We start from the raw sequence: 19,811 nt of genomic DNA, 5'->3' as shown, positions 1-19,811 counted from the left end.
CCTAGCCTAGCAGGCCGTGACTGATCACCAAAGCGCGTCGCGCAACTTGTACCAGGACATAGCGGCGACCAGCAGGGGCGTGCGCAGCAGGCGACCGCCGGGAAAGGGCAGGTGACGGATGCGCTCGAACACGTCAAGCCGGTCGGCCTGACCGCGAATGGCCTCGGCGATCACCTTGCCTGCCAGGTTGGCGGTGTTCAGCCCGTGGCCGGAGAATCCCTGCGCAAAGTACAGGTTGGGTTGCAGGCGGCCCCAATGGGGGGCGCGGTTCAGGCTGATATCGATCAGTCCACCCCACACATGATCGAAGCGCAGATCTTGCAGTTGCGGAAAGACCTTGCGCACCCTGGCTTGCATGGTGCCGCGCAGACTCGGTGGTGGCAGGGTGGAATAGCTGGCACGACCGCCAAAGAACAGTCGATGGTCGTGAGTGAGGCGAAAGTAGTCGACCGCCCAGTTGATATCGGCCACCGCCATGTCATTGCCGATCAGGCGGCGAGCCGGCCCTTCACCCAGAGGTTCACTGACGGCGATATAGCTTGCAACCGGCATGATTCGTGCGTCGAGTTCGGCAGCGATGCCGCGTACCAGGGCGTTGCCGGCCAAGACGCCGAACTCCGCTTCGATTTCCCCTGCGATGGTATGAAAGCGTAGTCTTGGCGCGCGCTCGACCCGAGTGACCCGACTGCATTCGTACACCTCTACGCCGAGTTTGATCGCCGCTTCGGTCATGCCCTGCAGCAGCCGCAGCGGGTGCAGGTGTCCGCTGCGCGGGTCGAACAGCGCCCCGCGGTAACGGCGGCTGGCCAGCACGCTTTGCAATCGCTCGGCCGACCACCACTCCAGCGGATAGTCGTAGTCGTGATGCAGGCTGTCCTGCCAGCGTTTCAGTTCGTCGACCTGGCGTGGCCTGATCGGCACATGGGCGTGCCCAGGCCGCCAGTGGCAGTCGATGGCGTAGTCGGCACAGCGCTGATGGACCAGCTGCACGCCTTCCAGCGACCACTGAAACACCCGGCGGGCATCAGCCTTGCCGAGTAGATCAACCAGCTTGTGCTGCTCGCAGCTGTAGCCAAAGATCAGCTGGCCACCATTGCGGCCGGAGGCGCCGGCGCCGATCTGTTCGGCTTCGATAACCGCTACGCGCAGCCCTGCCTCAGCCAGGCTCAAGGCGCAGGAAAGGCCGGTGAAGCCGCCACCCAGAATGCAGACATCGACCTGTCGGCGGCCGTACAAGGGCGGCGCGGCGGTGCGCTGTGGCGCCGAGGCCTGGTACCAGGTTGGCGTCGGACCTTTTCGGTCAGACATGACGCAGATACCAGTCGACTTCGAGCGAAGTCACCTGGCGGCTGAAGGTCAGCATTTCCTTGCGTTTCTGAGCAGCATAGATGTGCCGGAAGTCGTCGCCGAAGCGCTGCCGAATCCACTCGCTGGCAGCGAACTGCGCGATCGTGTCGCGCCAGAACAGCTGCCGCGATTCGGTCTGCTGGTAGGCATTGCCGACTATCGGCGGGCCAGGGTCAGCCGGTGAGGCCAGTCCATCCAGGATGCCGGCCAGCACGCTGGCCACCACCAGATAGGCATTGGCATCGGCACCGGCGATGCGATGCTCGATGCGGACATTGGCCGGATCGCTGTACGGCACGCGCATGGCGACGGTGCGATTGTTGAATCCCCAACACTCATTGAGCGGAACAAAGGCGTTAAGCACGAAGCGACGATAGCTGTTGGCATTCGGCGCGAACATCAGCATGCAATCGTCGGCATGACGCTGCAGGCCGGCAATGGCGTGACGCAGCGCATCGGCCGGTGCGTCCGGGGTGCAGGCGAACACGTTGTTGCCCTGCTGATCGAGCAGGGAGACGTGCACATGCATGCCGCTGCCGGCCTGCTCGGCGAACGGCTTGGCCATGAAGCTGGCTTGATAGCCGCAGCGCTCGGCTACCGCCTTGATCGCGCGTTTCAGCATCAGTGCGTCATCGCAGGCCGCCAACGGGTCGTCACGATGCTTGAGATTGATCTCGAACTGACCCGGCGCATACTCGGCCACGGCGGTGTCCGCTGGAATGCCCTGTTCAGCGCATACGGCGGAGACCTGATTGATGAAGCCGCGAAAGTCATCTACATCCTGCAGGTAGTAGACCTGGGTGGCGTGGTTGCGCTCGCCGGTGGTGGGGTTCAGCGATACTTGCGGATGACCATCAGCGCTGAGCTTTCGATCCAGCAGATAGAACTCCAGCTCGACAGCAATGACCGGCTTCAGGCCGCGCGCTGCAAATGCGGCAACAATTCGTTTCAGCACTTCGCGCGGATTGGCCGCGAAGGCCTGGCCGTTGATGTCCTGCATGCTGAGCAGGGCTTGCAGAGCAGGACGCTCGGCCCAGGGCACCGGACGCAGGGTGCCGGCCAGCGGCATGCAGACGCGATCCTCATCGCCGATGTCGTAGCCAAGGCCGGTTTCCTCCACCGTATTGCCGGTGATGTCCGTAGCGATGAGTGACATCGGCAGACAAACGCCTTGTTTCCACACCTTGCCCAATGCGCTTGCCGCGATGCGCTTGCCGCGCAGCAGGCCATTCATGTCGGCCAGGATCAGGTCGACGTACTCAGGTGAGGAAGTACGATCCAGAACGTCGCGATCGGCTGCGCAGAATTCAGGGCTACTCATGATGGTGCTCGTTCAGGTGTGCGCTGCAACAAGGAGCGAGGATGCTATCAGTTTGCGGGATGTCAAAAATACTCATCACTTGTTTGCTATTTCAGCAGAAAGATTCGTCTGGCAACAGCTGTTTAGCGAATTGGTGTTGATAAAATCAAACAGCGCGAGTAGTGTCGCCTCAGCATGAGCTATGTTCATGGTGCGCTCCCTGGCCCGTTTCTGCCCTAGGGAATCTCTGAACAAGTTCAGAGATTCCTGTGGTGCACGGATGCACCGCCGCGATCAACAACCGTAAGTTGTTGATCAGCGTATTCGAGCGAAGCTCGACGTAGCCGCGGAGCGGCCGAACCGAGTCCGGACCTGTGCCGGACTCGGCGCGTCTGAGTACGTTCGGGACGGACTTATTCAGACTTGCCCTAGCTTGGCGCAGGAATGGCAGAGTTATTCGTGCAGCGGCATCGGAGGTGGCGTGGCAACGGCAAGACCTTGGGTGGCAGTGCCGGCCGATCGCAAGATGATCGGGCCGCATCCGTTCCAGTCGGTCGGTGAAAAATACCTGCGCGCCTTGCGCGAGGCCGCTGACGTCGAGCCGCTTATTGTGCCGGGTCTGGTGCCGGCCGGGGAGATCGACCCCTGGCTCGACCGCGTCGACGGCGTGTTTCTGACCGGCTCACACAGCAATCTGGAACCGCACCACTACGGCGCCAGCAAGGGCGATGACGACTTTCTGTTCGATCCACTGCGCGACCAGCTCAGTCTGGCCGTAATACGCGCTGCCTTGCAGCGCCGACTGCCGCTGTTCGCCGTCTGTCGTGGTTTGCAGGAAGTGAATGTGGTGTGCGGCGGCACCCTGTTGCAGCGCGTGCATGAACAGCCCGGTCACTTCGATCATCGCGAAGATCTCAACCAGCCGCTCGATCAGCAGTACGCGCCAGCGCACAAGGTCCGGCTTCGCCCGGGCAGCCTGCTGGCCTTGGCCGCGGCCAAAGAAGAGGTCGAAGTGAACTCCCTGCACGGCCAGGGCATTGACCGCTTGGGTGACGGGCTGCAGGCCGATGCCTGGGCCGAGGACGGGCTGATCGAGGCGTTCTCGCTCGCTCATGCTGGGCAGTACTGTGTCGCGGTGCAGTGGCACCCTGAGTGGAAGGTGGCGGAAAATCCGTTCTATCTAGCGCTGTTTGAGCAGTTTGGTGCTGCATGTCGGCAATTTGCAGCGAATCGATTGGCTAACTCGAGTTCACCATGAGCAAGAAGAAAGCGACGGTGGCTACCTTGCCGCAGGAGCACGAGCTGAAGCGCTGGCTCAAGGACAATCGCATCACCGAAGTCGAGTGTCTGGTGCCCGACTTCACCGGCAATGCGCGCGGCAAGATCGTGCCGGCGAGCAAGTTCTCCCACGACTTCGGTACCCGACTGCCTGAAGGGCTGTTCGTTACTACCGTCACCGGCGAATATCCGGACAGCTACGATGATCTGGTTTCGGCATCTGATTCAGACATGATCCTGCGTGCCGATCCGGAAACCCGCCGCGTAGTGCCTTGGGCCACCGACCCGACGGCGCAGATCATCCACGACTGCTACACCCGTGATGGCCGGCCGCACGAGCTTTCACCGCGCAACGTGTTGCGCCGAGTGTTGTCCGCCTTCGAAGCGATGGGCTTGCAGCCGATCGTGGCGCCCGAGGTGGAATTCTTTCTGGTGCAGAAGAACACCGATCCGGACTTTCCTCTGCAACCGCCAGCGGGGCGCTCGGGTCGGCCGGAAACCGCGCGGCAGAGTTACTCCATCGATGCCGTCAACGAGTTTGATCCGGTGCTCGATCTGATGTACGACTACGCCGAGGCGATGGAACTCGATGTAGATACGCTGATCCACGAGAGCGGCGCGGCGCAGCTGGAAGTGAATTTCGAGCATGCCGATCCGCTGTCGCGTGCCGATCAGGTGTTCATGTTCAAACGCGCGATGCGTGAGGCCGCCTTGCGCCACGGCGTTTACGCCACCTTCCTCGCCAAGCCGATGGAGTCTGAGCCGGGTAGCGCCTTGCACGTGCATCAAAGCTTGCTCGATGCCAAGACCGGTCAGAATGTTTTTGCTGGCAAGCGGCTTGGCGAGACCAGTCCGGTGTTTACCCACTACCTGGGTGGATTGCAGAAGTACGTGCCGGCGGCCATGGGCTTCTTCGCTCCGAACATCAACTCGTATCGGCGGCTGATTCTGGGCGAGGTTTCGCCGAAGAATGTTGAGTGGGGTTACGACAACCGAACCTGCGGTTTGCGCGTGCCGGTCGATACGCCGGAGAACACTCGCGTGGAAAGCCGCTTTGCCGGCTCTGATGCCAACCCCTATCTGGCGATCGCCGCCACCTTGGCCTGCGGTCTGCTTGGGGTGCGCGAAAAACTTGGAACCACCGAGCCGCTGCAAGGCAGTGCGCATCCGCGTGGATTCATGCTGCCGCGGTCATTGCACGAGGCCCTGGATCTGTTGACCGACTGCCAGCCGCTGGTCGACTTGTTGGGGCCGCGCTTTGTCAAAGCCTATGTCGCGGTGAAGGAAAAGGAATTCGAGGCCTATCTACGGGTGATCAGTTCCTGGGAGCGCGAGTTCCTTTTGCTGACCGTCTAGCCTGGAATCTGCAATGTCGCACCAACATATCGAACAGTTGCGTCGCCTGGACGCCGATCACCATCTGCATCCGTTCACCGACAATGCCGCCCTGGCCAAGAAAGGCACCCGCATACTTACCCGTGGCGAGGGCGTATACGTCTACGATCAGGACGGCCACAAGCTGCTCGATGCGTTTGCCGGACTGTGGTGCGTGAATCTTGGCTATGGCCGGCGCGAACTGGCCGAGGCAGCGTCCAAGCAGATGAACGAGCTGGCTTACTACAACAGCTTTTTCCAGTGCACCACTGAACCCACCGTTCGACTGGCAGCCAAGCTGGCCGAGTTGGCGCCGGGTGCGCTGAACCACGTGTTTTTTGCCGGATCGGGCTCAGAGGCCAATGACACCATTCTGCGTCTGGTACGGCACTACTGGGCGGTGCAGGGCAGGCCGGAAAAGTTCATCTTCATCGGTCGCCAGAACGGTTACCACGGCTCGACCGTGGCCGGCGCCAGCTTGGGCGGCATGGGTGCGATGCACAAGCAAGGTGGCTTGCCGATACCTGGCATTGAACACATCGCTGCGCCGTACTGGTTTGGCGAAGGCGGCGAGCTGTCAGCGGAAGAGTTCGGCCGCCAACGCGCACTGGCATTGGAAGCCAAGATTCTTGAGTTGGGCGCGGAAAACGTCGCCGCCTTTATCGCTGAGCCGATTCAGGGCGCGGCCGGGGTGATTATTCCGCCGGATAGCTACTGGCCCGAGATCAATCGCATCTGCAAGCAGTATCAGGTCTTGCTGATCGCCGATGAAGTGATCTGCGGCTTTGGTCGTACCGGCCAGTGGTTCGGCTCGCAGACCTTTGGCATCGAGCCCGACTTGATGGCGGTGGCCAAGGGTCTGACCTCGGGTTATCTACCGCTGGGCGCCGTTCTGATCTCCGATCCGGTGGCCGAAGTGCTGGCCGGGCAGGGCGGTGAACTGGCCCATGGCTATACCTATTCCGGCCACCCGGTGTGCTGCGCAGTGGCCCTTGAATCTCTGCGCATCCTGCAGGACGAGCGCATCGTCGAGCGCTGTGCAGACGACACCGGGCCGTATCTGGCCGAGCGTTGGCGGGCGTTGGGCGAGCATCCGCTGGTCGGCGAAGCGCGCATTTGTGGCATGGTCGGCGCGCTGGAACTGGTGCCGCGCAAACCCTCGCGGGCGTTCTTCGCCGATCGTGGCCGGGTCGGTGGCCTGTGTCGCGATATCGCACTGGAAGAGGGGCTGATCCTGCGCGCCACATGGGATGCCATGTTGCTGTCGCCACCGCTGGTGATCAGCCGGTCGGAAATCGACGAGCTGGCGGAGAAAACCTGGCGCGCGCTCGATCGCACGGAGAAGGCCATTGCCGAGGCAATCTAGCTCTGGCGCCGCGCAGCTGAATCGTTATGATCGACCTTTCGTGAAGCACCCAGCAAGGAGTTTGCCGATGTACCAGTCCAAGCTTTCTCTTCTGGTCGCGTTGTCCCTCGGACTCGCAGCCTGCGGTCAACAAGCCGAAGCCCCCAAGGAGGCGGTGCCCGAAGCCAAGCCAGCCGCCGCCGAGCGGGTGGTTCATGTCTACAACTGGTCGGACTACATTGCCGAAGACACCATTGCCAACTTCACCAAGGAAACCGGCATCAAGGTGGTGTACGACGTGTTCGACTCCAATGAAGTGCTGGAAGCCAAACTGCTCTCGGGCAGCACCGGCTATGACATTGTTGTGCCCTCTCTGAGCTTTCTTGGGCGGCAAGTTCAGGCGGGTGTGTTCATGCCGATCGACAAGTCGAAGTTGAAGAACTACGGCAACCTGGATGCAGGCATCATGGCCCGTATCGCCGAGGTCGATCCGGAGAACAGCCATTCAGTGCCTTATCTGATGGGAACCACCGGTATCGGTTACAACGCAGGCAAGGTCAAGGCGGTGCTCGGCGAGGATGCGCCCCTGGATAGCTGGGATCTGGTGTTCAAGCCGGAGAACATCTCCAAGCTGCATAGCTGCGGCGTTGCGATGCTGGATACGCCACAGGAACTCTTGCCGATTGCCCTCAACTACCTGGGCGAAGATCCGAACAGCTTCGACGAGGCGGTGATCGAAAAGGGCGCGGCCTTGTTGGAATCGATCCGTCCTCACATCACCTACTTTCACTCATCGCAGTACATCAACGATCTCGCCAATGGTGATGTCTGTCTCGCAGTGGGTTGGTCGGGTGACATTTTTCAGGCCCGCGATCGTGCCGCTGACGCCGAGAACGGCGTCGAGGTGAGCTACGTCATTCCGAAGGAAGGCGCACCGATGTTCTTCGATATGATGGCGATCCCGAAGGATGCCAAGCACGTCGACGAGGCGTATGCCTTCATCGACTACGTGCTGCGGCCAGAGGTGATTGCGGCGGTGCAGGATTATGTTTCGTACGGCAGCGCCAATACCGGGGCATTCGATTTGGTCGATGAATCCCTGCGCAACAATCCCGGGGTATTCCCCAGCGACGAAACCAGGCAGAAGTTGTTCACTTTCGCTGTCCTGCCACCCGAAGTGGACCGGCTCCAGACTCGCATCTGGACCCGGCTGAAAACGGGCAAGTAGTCTTCTGCAAGAAGAAGCGGGTGAGCCAGGGTCTGGCTCGCCCGTGTCTGGCTGCTGAGAATCAGCGGTCTGGGGTACGGCGGCGAATCCGGATGTAGTGCGCGGGGAGACACTGAATGGCGGAGAATGCGGATCTGAGCTTGGGCGGCCCGGGCGGCGCCAAGACCGACCAGCTGGGCGAGCACGACTACGTCAAGGTCGAAGGCCTGAGGAAGGAATTCGACGGTTTTGTCGCCGTCGATGATGTTTCGCTCAGCATTCGTCAGGGCGAAATCTTCGCTCTGCTCGGTGCTTCGGGCTGCGGCAAGTCAACCCTGCTCAGAATGCTGGCTGGGTTCGAACGGCCTACTGCAGGTGACATCCATCTGCAAGGGCAGTCGATGGCTGGCCTGCCGCCGTATCGCCGTCCAACCAACATGATGTTCCAGAGCTACGCTCTGTTTCCGCATATGACGGTGGAACAGAATGTAGCGTTCGGTCTGCAGCAGGAAAAGCTGCCGCGCGAGGAGATTCAGCGGCGCACCAGCGAGATGCTGGCCCTGGTGCAGATGAGCAAGCTGGCCAAGCGCAAGCCGCACCAGCTCTCGGGTGGTCAGCAACAACGCGTAGCACTCGCGCGCTCCTTGGCTAAGGGCCCGAAGCTGCTCTTGCTGGACGAACCGATGGGCGCCCTGGACAAGAAACTGCGCTCGCAGATGCAGCTCGAACTGGTCAATATCATCGAGAAGCAGGGGGTGACCTGTGTGATGGTGACCCACGATCAGGAAGAGGCGATGACCATGGCGCATCGCATCGCGATCATGGAGGCCGGTCGCATCCGTCAGGTCGGGTCGCCGGACGAAATCTACGAGCAGCCCAACAGCCGCTACACCGCCGGTTTCATCGGTCAGGTGAATCTGCTCGAGGGCAAGATCGACACCGACGAGAAAGATCACATCACCATCGTCTGTCCGGATCTGGAACATCAGATCTACGTGGGGCACGGTGTGACTGGTTATGAGGGCATGGACGTGGCGCTGGCCCTGCGGCCGGAGAAAATCCGCATCCACCGCGATGAGCCGCAGCAGGCCTGCAACAAGGCGCGCGGCATGATTCAGGATATCGCCTACTTCGGCAGCCACTCGGTGTTCCACGTCACCCTGGCCAGTGGCAAGGTCTTGCTGGTCAACCACGTCAACGCCAAACGCTGGGCTTCGGAGCAATTCACCTGGAACGACCAGGTCTGGCTGAGCTGGGGCGAATTGGCCGGGGTGGTGCTCAGCTCATGAAGCTTGCCGCCCTGAAGCGATACCTGCCGGGGCCGCGCTGGGGGCTGATCAGCATTCCCTATGGCTGGATGCTGCTGTTCTTTGCCGTGCCCTTCGCCATTGTGCTGAAGATCTCGCTGGCCAAGGCGATGATCGCCATGCCGCCGTACAGCGGATTGCTGAATTGGGATGGCAAGGCATTGCAGATGATCCTGCACCTGGACAACTACTTGTACCTGGTGCGCGACAGTCTGTACGTCGACGCCTACATCAGTTCACTGATGATTGCCGCAATCTCGACCTTTTTCTGCCTGCTGATCGGCTACCCGATGGCCTACGCCATCGCGCGGATGAAACCGGCGGTGCGCAACGTGATGATCATGCTGGTCATCCTGCCGTCCTGGACCTCGTTCCTGATTCGCATATATGCCTGGATCGGCATTCTCAAACCCAACGGCCTGATCAACAATTTCCTGCAGTGGATCGGCCTGATCGACGAGCCGCTGCAGATCCTCTACACACCGATCGCCGTGTACATCGGTATCGTGTATGCCTATCTGCCGTTCATGGTGCTGCCGCTGTACGCCAATCTGGTCAAGCTCGATCTGCGCTGCCTGGAGGCGGCCTACGACCTCGGCGCCAAGCCGTTCACGGTGTTCTGGCGCGTTACCCTGCCGCTATCCAAAGCCGGCATCATCGCCGGCTCCATGCTGGTGATGATTCCGGTGGTGGGCGAGTTCGTCATACCTGAGATGCTGGGCAATCCGCAGCAGCTGATGATCGGCCGTGTGCTGTGGCAGGAGTTCTTCAGCAATCGCGACTGGCCGGTGGCGTCGGCGGTGGCGATCGTCATGCTGATGCTGTTGATGATTCCCATCGTGCTGTTCCACCGCGCGCAGGCCAAGGAGCTGGAGGGCAAGCTGACATGAAGTCGGTGACCTCGGGTTCCTCGCCTTTGGCCCGATACATGCTGGGTATCGGGCTGATTTTCCTCTACGCGCCGATTCTGAGTCTGGTCATCTACTCGTTCAATGAATCACGCCTGGTTACCGTGTGGTCGGGTTTCTCGATCAAGTGGTATGGCGAGCTGTTTCGCGATCAGCAGATGATGGACGCTGCCTGGGTCAGTATCCGGGTCGCCGTCTACACCGCCTTCGCCTCGGTGGTGCTGGGCACGATGGCGGCCATGACCCTGACTCGCCTGCGCGCCTTTCCCGGCAAGACCCTTTTCAGTGCGATGATTACGGCGCCCCTGGTGATGCCGGAAGTGATCACCGGTCTGTCCATCCTGCTGATGTTCGTGACCCTGGCCGATGTGTTCGGCATCGGTCAGACCCGCGGGGTGTGGTCGATCTGGGCCGCACATGTCACCTTCAGCATGGCCTTCGTTACCGTGGTGGTCAGTTCCCGCCTGAGCGAACTCGATCGCTCCCTGGAAGAGGCCGCCATGGATCTCGGCGCCAACCGGATCAAGGTGTTCTTCGTCATCACCCTGCCGATCATCGCCCCAGCCCTGGTTTCGGGCTGGCTGTTGGCCTTCACCCTGTCGTTGGATGATCTGGTGATTGCCAGCTTTGTCTCTGGTCCGGCGTCGACCACCCTGCCGATGAAGGTGTTCTCCTCGGTGCGGCTGGGTGTCAGCCCCAAGGTCAATGCCTTGGCCACCTTGTTGATTCTGGCCGCCACCACCGCCGCGGTGGTCGGCTGGTGGCTGATGTCGCGGGATGAGAAGAAGCGCGAGCGCGAGATTCAGCAGGCGCTGCAGCAGGACGATTGAGGCGCGGCCGGCGCCCCGGCGGACCGCAGTCCTGGGCTTGCTGGCGAAGCGGTACGGTCGGGGCATGTCGCGAGAATCGCCGTGAGCGCCCCGCTGAGGACATTCGGGGGGCGTGGGCCGGGTGCACAGCCCTGGGCATAGGGCCGCGCTGTGGCGGCCTACATGCTAGAATTCGGGGCTTCCCGGGGGCTGAGCGAACTCGCGGCTGGTACTGCGAGCACGCCATCCTCGTGCCCCATATTCGCTGTCACAAGGTCTGTTGATGTCCGATTTAGCCAAGGAAATCATCCCGGTCAACCTCGAAGACGAGATGCGCAAGAGCTACCTCGATTACGCCATGAGCGTGATCGTGGGCCGCGCGCTCCCCGATGTTCGGGATGGTTTGAAGCCGGTGCATCGTCGTGTGTTGTTCGCAATGAACGAGCTCGGTGCCCACAGCAACAAGCCTTACTACAAGTCGGCGCGTATCGTCGGTGACGTGATCGGTAAGTACCACCCGCATGGCGACAGTGCGGTCTATGACACCCTGGTGCGCATGGCGCAGCCGTTTTCCCTGCGCTACATGCTGGTGGATGGTCAGGGTAACTTCGGCTCGGTCGATGGTGATGCACCCGCGGCGATGCGTTACACCGAGGCGCGCATGTCGCGTCTGGCGCATGAGCTGTTGGCCGATATCGACAAGGAAACTGTCGATTTCCAGCCCAACTACGACGACAAGGAACTGGAGCCGACGGTTCTGCCGGCGCGTGCGCCCAATCTGCTGATCAATGGTTCGGCCGGCATCGCGGTCGGCATGGCGACCAATATCCCGCCGCACAATCTGCGCGAGGTGGTGAATGCCACCATCGCCCTGATCAACAATCCGGATCTGACCATCGACGAGTTGATGGAGCACATTCCGGGGCCGGATTTTCCCACTGCCGGCATCATCAATGGCTCGTCGGGCATCCACGCCGCCTACCACGGCGGCCGAGGCCGCGTACTGGTGCGCGCCAAGGCCGAGATCGAAACCGACGACAACAATGGTCGCGAGGCGATCATCGTCACCGAGCTGCCGTATCAGGTGAACAAGGCGCGGTTGATCGAGAAGATCGCCGAACTGGTCAAAGAGAAGAAGCTGGAGGGCATTTCCGAGCTGCGCGATGAGTCCGACAAGGACGGCATGCGCATCTACATCGAAATCAAGCGCGGCGAGGCCGCCGATGTCGTACTTAACAATCTGTATCAGCAGACGCCGATGCAGAGCGTGTTCGGCATCAATATGGTGGCCCTGGTCGATGGCCGTCCGCGACTGCTCAATCTCAAGGAGATGCTGGAGGCGTTCATCCGCCACCGTCGCGAGGTGGTGACCCGTCGCACCATCTTCGAACTGCGCAAGGCTCGTGCGCGTGCGCACATCCTGGAAGGCCTGACCGTTGCCCTGGCCAACATCGACGAAATGATCGAGTTGATCAAGACCTCGGAAAGCCCGGCCATCGCCAAGGAGCGCATGCTGGCCAAGCGCTGGGAGCCGGGCATGGTCCGCGCCCTGTTGGGCGCTGCCGGCGCCGATGCCTCACGCCCGGAAGACCTGCCCAAGGGCGTCGGCCTGGTGTCCGATGGTTACCAGCTGACTGAAGTACAGGCCACGCAGATCCTGGAAATGCGCCTGAACCGCCTGACCGGGCTGGAGCAGGAAAAGCTGACTGATGAGTACAGGCAGCTGCTGGAGACCATTCGCGGCCTGATCGAAATCCTGGAAGATCCCGAGCGTCTGCTGCAGGTCATTCGCGAAGAGCTGAGCAATCTGGTCGAAGAGTTTGGCGATGCCCGCCGCACCGAGATCCGCGAGAGTCAGGAAGACCTGGATATCCTCGACCTGATCGCGCCGGAAGATGTAGTGGTGACCTTGTCGCATCTCGGTTACGCCAAGCGTCAGCCGATCACCACCTATCGCGCCCAGCGTCGTGGTGGCAAGGGACGCTCGGCAGCGGCGACCAAGGAAGAGGATTTCATCGAGCGGCTGTGGATCGCCAATACCCACGACACCCTGTTGAGTTTCACCAGCAACGGCAAGGTGTTCTGGCCCAAGGTTTACCAGTTGCCTGATGCCAGCCCGAACTCGCGTGGACGGCCGATCATCAACTTCGTTGCGCTGGAACAGGGTGAGAAGATCCAGGCGGTGCTGCCGGTGCGCGAGTTTCCCGATGATCTCTTTGTGTTCTTCGCCACCGCTCGCGGCACGGTGAAGAAGACGCCGCTGGGCGAGTTCGCTTTCCAGCTGGCGCGCGGCAAGATCGCGATCAACCTGGAAGAGGGCGACGAACTGGTCGACGTGGCGATCACCGACGGCAAGCGCGACATCATGCTGTTCTCCTCTGACGGCAAGGCAGTGCGCTTCGACGAGGACTCGGTGCGCTCGATGGGCCGCACCGCCACCGGTGTGCGCGGCATGCGTCTGGCCGATGGCGAATGCGTGGTATCGATGGTCGTCGTGGAAGGCGAGGGCGATATTCTTACCGCCAGTGAGAACGGCTTCGGCAAGCGCACCTCGATCGAGGAGTATCCGAAGAAGGGCCGCGGTACGCAGGGCGTGATCGCCCTGCAGACCACCGAGCGCAATGGCGCCCTGGTGGCCGGCGTGCAGCTCGACGATACCCACGAGTTGATGTTGATCTCGGACAAGGGCACCCTGGTGCGTACGCGCGCGGCGGAAGTGGCTGTGGTGGGCCGAAACACGCAGGGCGTTACCCTGATTCGTTTGCCGGATGATGAGAGTCTGGTTGGCGTGGTGCGCATCGAAGCGCTGGACGACGAAGAGGCGGAAGCTGAGCTGGGTGTCGAGCCAGTCGCTGTCGAGCAACTGGTCCCGGACGCTGAAACTCAGGCCCCGGCCGAGGGTGGCGATCAGCCGGCCTAAGGCGCGATAGTCTCGCCGGCCTCGAACAACCCCGGTCAGTCGCCGGGGTTTTTCTTTTGCTGCGCCCGGGACTGGCTCACTCTTCGAGGTGCAAGTGCTGATGAACTGTCAGGCTCGATTGCACAAGTACCAAATGCAAGGTGGTACCGTTCAGGGCCAGCGGACCGGTCGCCGCCACGCGCCTGCGTCGACGGGTGCTGGCAGTCCGTTCCGGAACTCATCCCGTGAACACAGCCAAGGCAAAGGATCTTCATGCAAGACCGATTGCACGACCTGATCAACCAGGAATCGCCGGATGCTGTCATTGCCACCGACGCGGATGGCCTGATCTGTTTCTGGAGCCGCGGCGCTGAGCGCATGTTGGGCTTTGCTGAAAGCGAGTCACTTGGGTGCGCGCTGTCACAACTCGTTGTTCCGCCCGAGCGACAGGATGAGGAGCAGCGCATGCGCGCGCAGGCGCTGAGTAGTGGCAAGGTGGTGTATGAGTCGATGCGCCGGCGCAAGGACGGCGTGTTGCTGTATGCCGATATCTCAGCCCGTCGTGTCGAGTCGGCCGACCGAGGCGTGGTGATCGTTTACGCCAAGAAGGACGTCACCGAACTCAAGGTGCGGCGCGATGCCAAGCATCTGCGATCGAGCTTCGGGGAGCTGCTGGACAGCACGCCCGACGGCATCCTGCTGGTCAATCCGACCGGTCGCATCGTGTTGGCCAACCGCCAGGCTACGCAGATCTTTGGCTACGAGAACGATGGCCTGATTGGCCTTGCGGTGGAGCAGTTGTTGCCCGAGCGGCTGCGCGGTGGGCATGTCAGTCACCGTGCCAGCTATGTGGCCCAGCCACGCGTGCGTGCCATGGGCGCCGGACTTGACCTCTACGGTCGGCGCAAGAATGGTGATGAATTTCCAGTCGAAATCAGCCTCAGTCCCTTGCAGACCGATGAGGGCACGCTGATCTTCAGCGCCATTCGCGATAGCAGCGATCGCAAGCGCATCGAAACCGAGCTGCGTGACACCAATGCCCAGTTGGAGCGTGCCAATGCGGCCAAGGATCTATTCCTGGCCGGCATGAGTCATGAGTTGCGCACCCCCTTGAATGCGATCATCGGCTTCACCGGCACCTTGTTGATGAAGTTGCCGGGACCGCTGACGCTGGATCAGGAGCGCCATCTGCAGACCGTCAAGGCCAGCAGCAAGCACTTGTTGTCCTTGATCAATGATCTGCTCGATCTGGCCAAGATCGATGCTGGCAAGACCGAGGTCAACAACCAGCGCCTGCGCACCTCGGAACTGCTCGATGAAGTGGTGGAGGCGGTTCGCTTGTCGGCCGAGCGCAAAGGCCTGTCACTGCATGTTGATTATCAGGCAGCGCCAATCGAATTTGTCAGCGACCCGCGTTTGCTGCGGCAGATTCTGTTCAACCTCAGCAGCAATGCCATCAAGTTCACTGACCAGGGCAGCATCACACTTCGCGTCTGGCGCCGGGTGCAGGATGCCGCCAGTGCCATCGTGCTGTCGGTGATAGATACCGGTATGGGAATTCGCGACGAAGATCAGCAGCATCTGTTCGAAGCATTTACCCGGCTTCGCAGTCGCGGCGATGATCAGCGCGAGGGCACCGGGCTAGGCCTGCACTTGACTCAAAAACTGGTCGGCCTGCTCGGCGGACAGATCGAACTCGAGAGTTCGTTTGGTCGTGGCAGCGAGTTCCGGGTGGTGCTGCCGGAGACCGACGGATGAGCGAACGGGTTCTGATCATCGAAGACAACCCGGACAATCTCGAGCTGCTGCGCTATCTGTTGCAGGCTTTCGGCTACCAGACGCTGTGCGCTGAAGACGGCCTGCGCGGCGTACAGCTGGCCCGGGAGGCCCTGCCTGATCTGGTGCTGTGTGACCTGCAGATGCCGGGCATCGACGGTCTGGAAGTGGCGCGGCGTCTGCGCGCCCAGCCACAGACGCGGCACTTGCCGATGGTCGCGGTGACCGCCTTTGCTCGCGGTGAGGACCGCGAGCGTGCTTTGCAGGCTGGCTTCGACCACTACATGTCGAAGCCGATTGAGCCCGAGCAGTTTCTTGCCTTGGTAGCCCAGATCCTGCGTCCGACCGGCCAGTGAGGTCGAGGTTGAGGTGGCCACTCGAAAGTCTTCGCTTGTCGGAGCCGAGGGGAGCAGGGCGAGTTCTTCTGATCTGGATTTGCGTCGAAAATGCTGCGCATAATGTTCAAAAGCAACAATTTGTACATGGGGCCAGGCGTAGCTGCCATCACGACGGCAGCACAGTAGCCGTGGCACGGTGCCGTCGACGGCGCAAGCTGAACAGCGGGCGGCGCGCGCGGTAAAGCGTGATCGATGGCAAATTCTGCGATCGAATGCGCTGGTCAACTGACATCAGGCTTCCGTTCTGCATTGGCGGTGCCGGTAAGGAGACGGCGAGTTGGCGAAATCGCGCACCATCCTTGTCATCGATGACCGAGCGAGTCACCGCGACCTATTGCGCTCGTTGCTGACCTACGCCGGCCATCGGGTAGTGACTGCCAATGATGGTCTGGAAGGTCTTGAGCGTGCGCGCGAACAGCGACCCGATCTGATCATCTGCGACGTGCTGATGCCGATCATGGATGGCTATGAGTTTGTTCGTCAGCTGCGACTCGAGCCGCAGATTGCCGACACCGAGGTGGTACTGTCGACAGCCTATTTCCACGAGCACGAAGCCTATCGTCTGGCGCAGCGCGTCGGCGTGCGGCGGGTGTTGTCGAAACCCTGCGAGCCCGATGAACTGCTCAGTCTGATCGAGCAGATTTTCAGTCAGCCGCCGGAGATCTCCACCCCCAGTGCCGACCAAGACCTCGATCGGCAGCAGCGACGCCTGTTCGTAGATCAACTGATCGCCACGGCCAACACCCTGGAACGGGTGGACCGCACGCTGATCGATTACGTCGACCTCAATTTGGCCCTGGCCGAGCTGCGCTCATCCGACAGCATGGCCGAAGCGCTGGCCAACGGCGCCAAGCAGCTGCTCAGCGCCCGTTATGCGGTGGCGGCCATGTACAGCCCCAGCAGTTTTGCTGATACCGCAGCCTTCGTGGTCGGCTATCGCAGCGCCACGGACAGCGCAGCTTGGCGTGAGTTTGATCCCCTGCGTCTGAAGGCGGCCGACTGCGCGCCCGGTGTGGATGGCGCCATTCGCTTTCTAGGCCAGCCGAATCTGCGTCAGTTGGCCGGATTGCCTGCACATTTCCCGCCGTTCAAGCAGGCCATTGCAGTCCCGATACTGTCGCCGGATCGCCGCTACGGTTGGTTGCTGCTGGCCGATTCTGTGGATGGTCATGACTTCAGTGAGCGCGAAGCCGCGCTGATCGCCACGCTTGCGGCGCATGCTGGGCGCATCTATGAGAACCAACAACTGCTCGAGCGTGCGAGACGCCACGCAGATCAACTACAGACTGAAGTTGCCATGCGGATCGGCATGCAGCGTCGGGTCGAATTGCAGTACGCCGTTGCCAAGGTGTTTGTCGAGAGTGAAGGATTCGATCAGGCAATCAACCAACTGCTGAAGGCGTTGGTGGAACGCTTGGATGTGGACAGCGCCAGTCTCTGGGAGCGTGATCGGACGAATCGCTGTCTGCGTCGCCTGGCGCTGGCGATTCGGGTTTCCGGAGTGGCCGCAATCAGCAATTCGGCCCCGCGTCTGCTGCGGATCGGCGAGGACGTGGTAGGCGAAAGCTGGGGAGGCGCCCAACCGGTCTGGCGAGTCGATGAACAGCTCGGTACCCGGCTGGCCTTCCCTTTGCAGATGCAGGACGACGTCATCGGCGCGATTGAACTGGCTAGCGACGAAGTGCGACCTTGGTCGGGTGAATTCATCGACTCGTTGACAGCCATAGGCAGTCAGATCGCCCAGTTTCTCGAGCGGCGCAGTCAATACGCGCAGATTCGCCGGCTGAACAGAATCCACGCCGTGCTCAGCAGCATCAATGCCATCTTGGTGCGGGTGCGTGAACGCTCTGAAGTGCTCAATCAGGCCTGTCAGATTGCGGTTCGTGAGGGCGGCTTCCAGGTGGCCTGGATCGCCTTGGCTGAGACCGCAGATGCACCGCTACGGGTGTGGGCCCGGCATAGCGACAACCACGACCTGCAGCTTGCCAATGCCGAGCCGGGGCGCTACCCGCATAGGTTGGCCGAGGCAGCTCTGGCTACCGGGCAGATCGTCTGTTCGAACGACCTGTTCAGCGAGCCGCAGTTGCCGGCCGGAGAATGCGGCGAAGCCATGGCCGCCGGCATGCGCGCCTACGCAGCGCTGCCACTGATTGCCGAGAACGGTGAGCGAGGAGTACTGTCCCTTTACTCCAGTGAGCCTGATGTATTTCATCCAGGCGAACTCACCTTGTTGGCTGAGTTGGCGGAAGATATTGCCTTCGCCCTGAGTACCATCTACACCCGGGAACTGCTGGACTACTCGGAGGAGCATGATGCTGTCACCGGCCTACTGAGTCGGCAGGGTTTTCTGCATCGACTGTCGCAGGTGTTGGAACAGTATCCGGAGCATCCGCGTGCGCTGTTCTGTTGCGATCTGAAACGATTTCGGCAGATCAACGAAAGCCTGGGCCGGGCCGCCGGTGACGCCATGCTGGGCCAGTTCGCTCAACGACTGCAGCGCCATTGGGCCGACTGCGCGGACATCGCTCGACTGGGCGGCGATGTGTTCGCGGCCTTGATTCTGCGCCCGCGACAGCTTAACGAACGCGTGCAGCGCTTCGTCGAGTGGAGCAGTCAGGACCTGGGAGGAGCGTTCGACATCGGGGGGCAACAGATCGCTACCCGCGCTCGGCTTGGTGTCGCTCTGTTTCCGGGTGACGCCAATGACGCTGCCTCATTGCTGCAAAAGGCCGAATCAGCGCTGCAGAACTGCAAGCTAAGTGGACAGCATTATCTGTTCTTCCGTCCAGAAATGACCGCTCGTGTGGCGGATAGTTTGCGCCTGGAGAGTCGTTTGCGCGGCGCAATCCGCGATCAACGCTTGCGCCTGCACTATCAGCCGAAGCTGTCCCTGGCCAGCGGCGAGCTGCGCGGGCTGGAAGCCTTGCTGCGCTGGACTGACGATGAGCTCGGCGATGTACCACCCAATGCTTTCGTGCCGCTGTTGGAAGAGACCGGCTTGATTCTGGAAGTGGGCGACTGGGCGATGCGGCAGGCTCTGAACGATGTGCGGCGCTGCGCTCACGAGGGCAATCTGCCTCTCCGCGTCGCGGTCAATGTGTCGGCCTTGCAGCTTGCCCAGCCCGACTTCGTGCCGAGGGTATTGAAAATTTGCACCGGTGATGTTGCCGGCGCCCGTCAACTCGAGCTCGAGGTCACCGAAAGCCTGCTGATGCATGACGTTGAAGCCAATATCCAGAAGCTGAGGTCATTGGGCGAGGCCGGGGTCGATACCGCCATCGACGACTTCGGTACCGGCTATTCGTCATTGGCCTACCTTGCTCGCCTGCCAGTGCGTGCCTTGAAAATTGATCGCAGCTTTGTCAACGGCGTGCTGGAACTGCGCGAGAGTCGACTCATTGTCAGCACCACCATTTCCTTGGCTCATTCGCTGGGTCTGGATGTAGTGGCCGAGGGCGTTGAGCAGGAAGCTCAGGCCGAACTGCTGCGCGAGTGGCAGTGCGACGAAATTCAGGGTTATTGGATCTGCAAGCCGATGCCGATCGATGCGTTGATCAGTTGGATGCGCGACTACCGGGCCAATGACTGGAGTAGTGCGCACGATCCTGCAAGCGAAGAGTGATCAGGTGCTGCGCTTTCGGCTCTGGCAGGCTGCTGGGACGCATCCCGCAGCCTGCCTCAGGTTGAGATCAAGTTATCGCGCCATCCGACTTGGATCCGTCGGGTGGTGGAGTCATGCGTTAACCCGGATATTTCATGAGGGGGCGCGGATGATCACCGAGGACTTTGCGTCGAGTGCAAGGCGCGACGAGCCCAAGTGGTGGGCCCACTTGGGCGAGATCGGGACGCAGTCCCGCGTAGCT

General features: G+C 61.3%; 13 protein-coding genes. 11 read left to right on the top strand and 2 right to left on the bottom strand.

The features are described from left to right. Nucleotides 1–24: 24 nt before the first annotated feature. Nucleotides 25–1,308 (bottom strand): NAD(P)/FAD-dependent oxidoreductase, encoded by a 1,284-nt coding sequence (locus tag IFO71_RS18690; protein ID WP_192031198.1) that lies wholly within the window; start codon nt 1,306–1,308, stop codon nt 25–27. Next, the gene (locus IFO71_RS18685; protein ID WP_192031197.1) at nt 1,301–2,668 is read right to left on the bottom strand and encodes a glutamine synthetase family protein; all 1,368 of its coding nucleotides are present in this window, start codon (nt 2,666–2,668) and stop codon (nt 1,301–1,303) included. Before IFO71_RS18685 ends, IFO71_RS18690 begins: the two co-directional genes overlap by 8 nt. A gap of 460 nt (nt 2,669–3,128) precedes the next feature. On the opposite strand from IFO71_RS18685, the gene IFO71_RS18680 reads away from it, so the two are divergent. The 11 genes from IFO71_RS18680 (at nt 3,129) to IFO71_RS18630 (ending at nt 19,570) form a co-directional block, all read left to right on the top strand. Beyond that, nucleotides 3,129–3,905, top strand: coding sequence for a gamma-glutamyl-gamma-aminobutyrate hydrolase family protein (locus tag IFO71_RS18680; RefSeq protein WP_332309418.1), 777 nt, complete (start codon nt 3,129–3,131; stop codon nt 3,903–3,905). Then, nucleotides 3,902–5,281 carry a glutamine synthetase family protein gene (locus tag IFO71_RS18675; protein WP_192031196.1) on the top strand — a complete coding sequence of 460 codons (1,380 nt, stop codon included), beginning with the start codon at nt 3,902–3,904 and terminating at the stop codon, nt 5,279–5,281. Before IFO71_RS18680 ends, IFO71_RS18675 begins: the two co-directional genes overlap by 4 nt. Nucleotides 5,282–5,294: 13 nt before the next feature. Beyond that, nucleotides 5,295–6,665, top strand: a complete 1,371-nt coding sequence (locus tag IFO71_RS18670; RefSeq protein ID WP_192031195.1) for an aspartate aminotransferase family protein — start codon at nt 5,295–5,297, stop codon at nt 6,663–6,665. A 67-nt stretch (nt 6,666–6,732) separates the two neighbouring features. Further along, nucleotides 6,733–7,872 (top strand): extracellular solute-binding protein, encoded by a 1,140-nt coding sequence (locus tag IFO71_RS18665; RefSeq protein WP_192031194.1) that lies wholly within the window; start codon nt 6,733–6,735, stop codon nt 7,870–7,872. 116 nt (nt 7,873–7,988) lie between these two features. Further along, nucleotides 7,989–9,140: an ABC transporter ATP-binding protein gene (locus IFO71_RS18660; RefSeq protein WP_192031193.1), complete on the top strand. Its 1,152-nt coding sequence runs from the start codon at nt 7,989–7,991 to the stop codon at nt 9,138–9,140. After that, entirely contained in the window at nt 9,137–10,048 is a 912-nt protein-coding gene (locus tag IFO71_RS18655; protein ID WP_192031192.1) for an ABC transporter permease subunit, read from the top strand. Before IFO71_RS18660 ends, IFO71_RS18655 begins: the two co-directional genes overlap by 4 nt. Then, nucleotides 10,045–10,896, top strand: coding sequence for an ABC transporter permease subunit (locus IFO71_RS18650; protein WP_225444783.1), 852 nt, complete (start codon nt 10,045–10,047; stop codon nt 10,894–10,896). Before IFO71_RS18655 ends, IFO71_RS18650 begins: the two co-directional genes overlap by 4 nt. Before the next feature lie 262 nt (nt 10,897–11,158). Then, nucleotides 11,159–13,795 carry a DNA gyrase subunit A gene (gene gyrA / locus IFO71_RS18645; RefSeq protein WP_192031191.1) on the top strand — a complete coding sequence of 879 codons (2,637 nt, stop codon included), beginning with the start codon at nt 11,159–11,161 and terminating at the stop codon, nt 13,793–13,795. 252 nt (nt 13,796–14,047) lie between these two features. Continuing rightward, a complete protein-coding gene (locus tag IFO71_RS18640) occupies nt 14,048–15,532 on the top strand; it encodes a PAS domain-containing sensor histidine kinase (RefSeq protein WP_192031190.1) in 1,485 nt (494 codons plus the stop codon). Continuing rightward, nucleotides 15,529–15,906, top strand: coding sequence for a response regulator (locus tag IFO71_RS18635; protein ID WP_192031189.1), 378 nt, complete (start codon nt 15,529–15,531; stop codon nt 15,904–15,906). Before IFO71_RS18640 ends, IFO71_RS18635 begins: the two co-directional genes overlap by 4 nt. A 319-nt stretch (nt 15,907–16,225) precedes the next feature. Continuing rightward, nucleotides 16,226–19,570, top strand: a complete 3,345-nt coding sequence (locus IFO71_RS18630) for an EAL domain-containing protein (RefSeq protein ID WP_192031188.1) — start codon at nt 16,226–16,228, stop codon at nt 19,568–19,570. Nucleotides 19,571–19,811: the final 241 nt, after the last annotated feature.

Source organism: Pseudomarimonas arenosa (assembly GCF_014841215.1).
GTDB classification, from domain to species: Bacteria; Pseudomonadota; Gammaproteobacteria; order Xanthomonadales; family Xanthomonadaceae; genus Pseudomarimonas; species Pseudomarimonas arenosa.
Note: the sequence above shows the minus strand (reverse complement) of the source record. Positions and strands in the feature narration are given on the sequence as shown.

What these genes read in the sequence shown, in the direction of transcription:
- IFO71_RS18690 (WP_192031198.1), bottom strand. Translation starts at nt 1,308, where the DNA reads ATGTCTGACCGAAAAGGTCCGACGCCAACCTGGTACCAGGCCTCGGCG.
- IFO71_RS18685 (WP_192031197.1), bottom strand. Translation starts at nt 2,668, where the DNA reads ATGAGTAGCCCTGAATTCTGCGCAGCCGATCGCGACGTTCTGGATCGT.
- IFO71_RS18675 (WP_192031196.1), top strand. Translation starts at nt 3,902, where the DNA reads ATGAGCAAGAAGAAAGCGACGGTGGCTACCTTGCCGCAGGAGCACGAG.
- IFO71_RS18670 (WP_192031195.1), top strand. Translation starts at nt 5,295, where the DNA reads ATGTCGCACCAACATATCGAACAGTTGCGTCGCCTGGACGCCGATCAC.
- IFO71_RS18665 (WP_192031194.1), top strand. Translation starts at nt 6,733, where the DNA reads ATGTACCAGTCCAAGCTTTCTCTTCTGGTCGCGTTGTCCCTCGGACTC.
- IFO71_RS18660 (WP_192031193.1), top strand. Translation starts at nt 7,989, where the DNA reads ATGGCGGAGAATGCGGATCTGAGCTTGGGCGGCCCGGGCGGCGCCAAG.
- IFO71_RS18655 (WP_192031192.1), top strand. Translation starts at nt 9,137, where the DNA reads ATGAAGCTTGCCGCCCTGAAGCGATACCTGCCGGGGCCGCGCTGGGGG.
- IFO71_RS18650 (WP_225444783.1), top strand. Translation starts at nt 10,045, where the DNA reads ATGAAGTCGGTGACCTCGGGTTCCTCGCCTTTGGCCCGATACATGCTG.
- gyrA (WP_192031191.1), top strand. Translation starts at nt 11,159, where the DNA reads ATGTCCGATTTAGCCAAGGAAATCATCCCGGTCAACCTCGAAGACGAG.
- IFO71_RS18640 (WP_192031190.1), top strand. Translation starts at nt 14,048, where the DNA reads ATGCAAGACCGATTGCACGACCTGATCAACCAGGAATCGCCGGATGCT.
- IFO71_RS18635 (WP_192031189.1), top strand. Translation starts at nt 15,529, where the DNA reads ATGAGCGAACGGGTTCTGATCATCGAAGACAACCCGGACAATCTCGAG.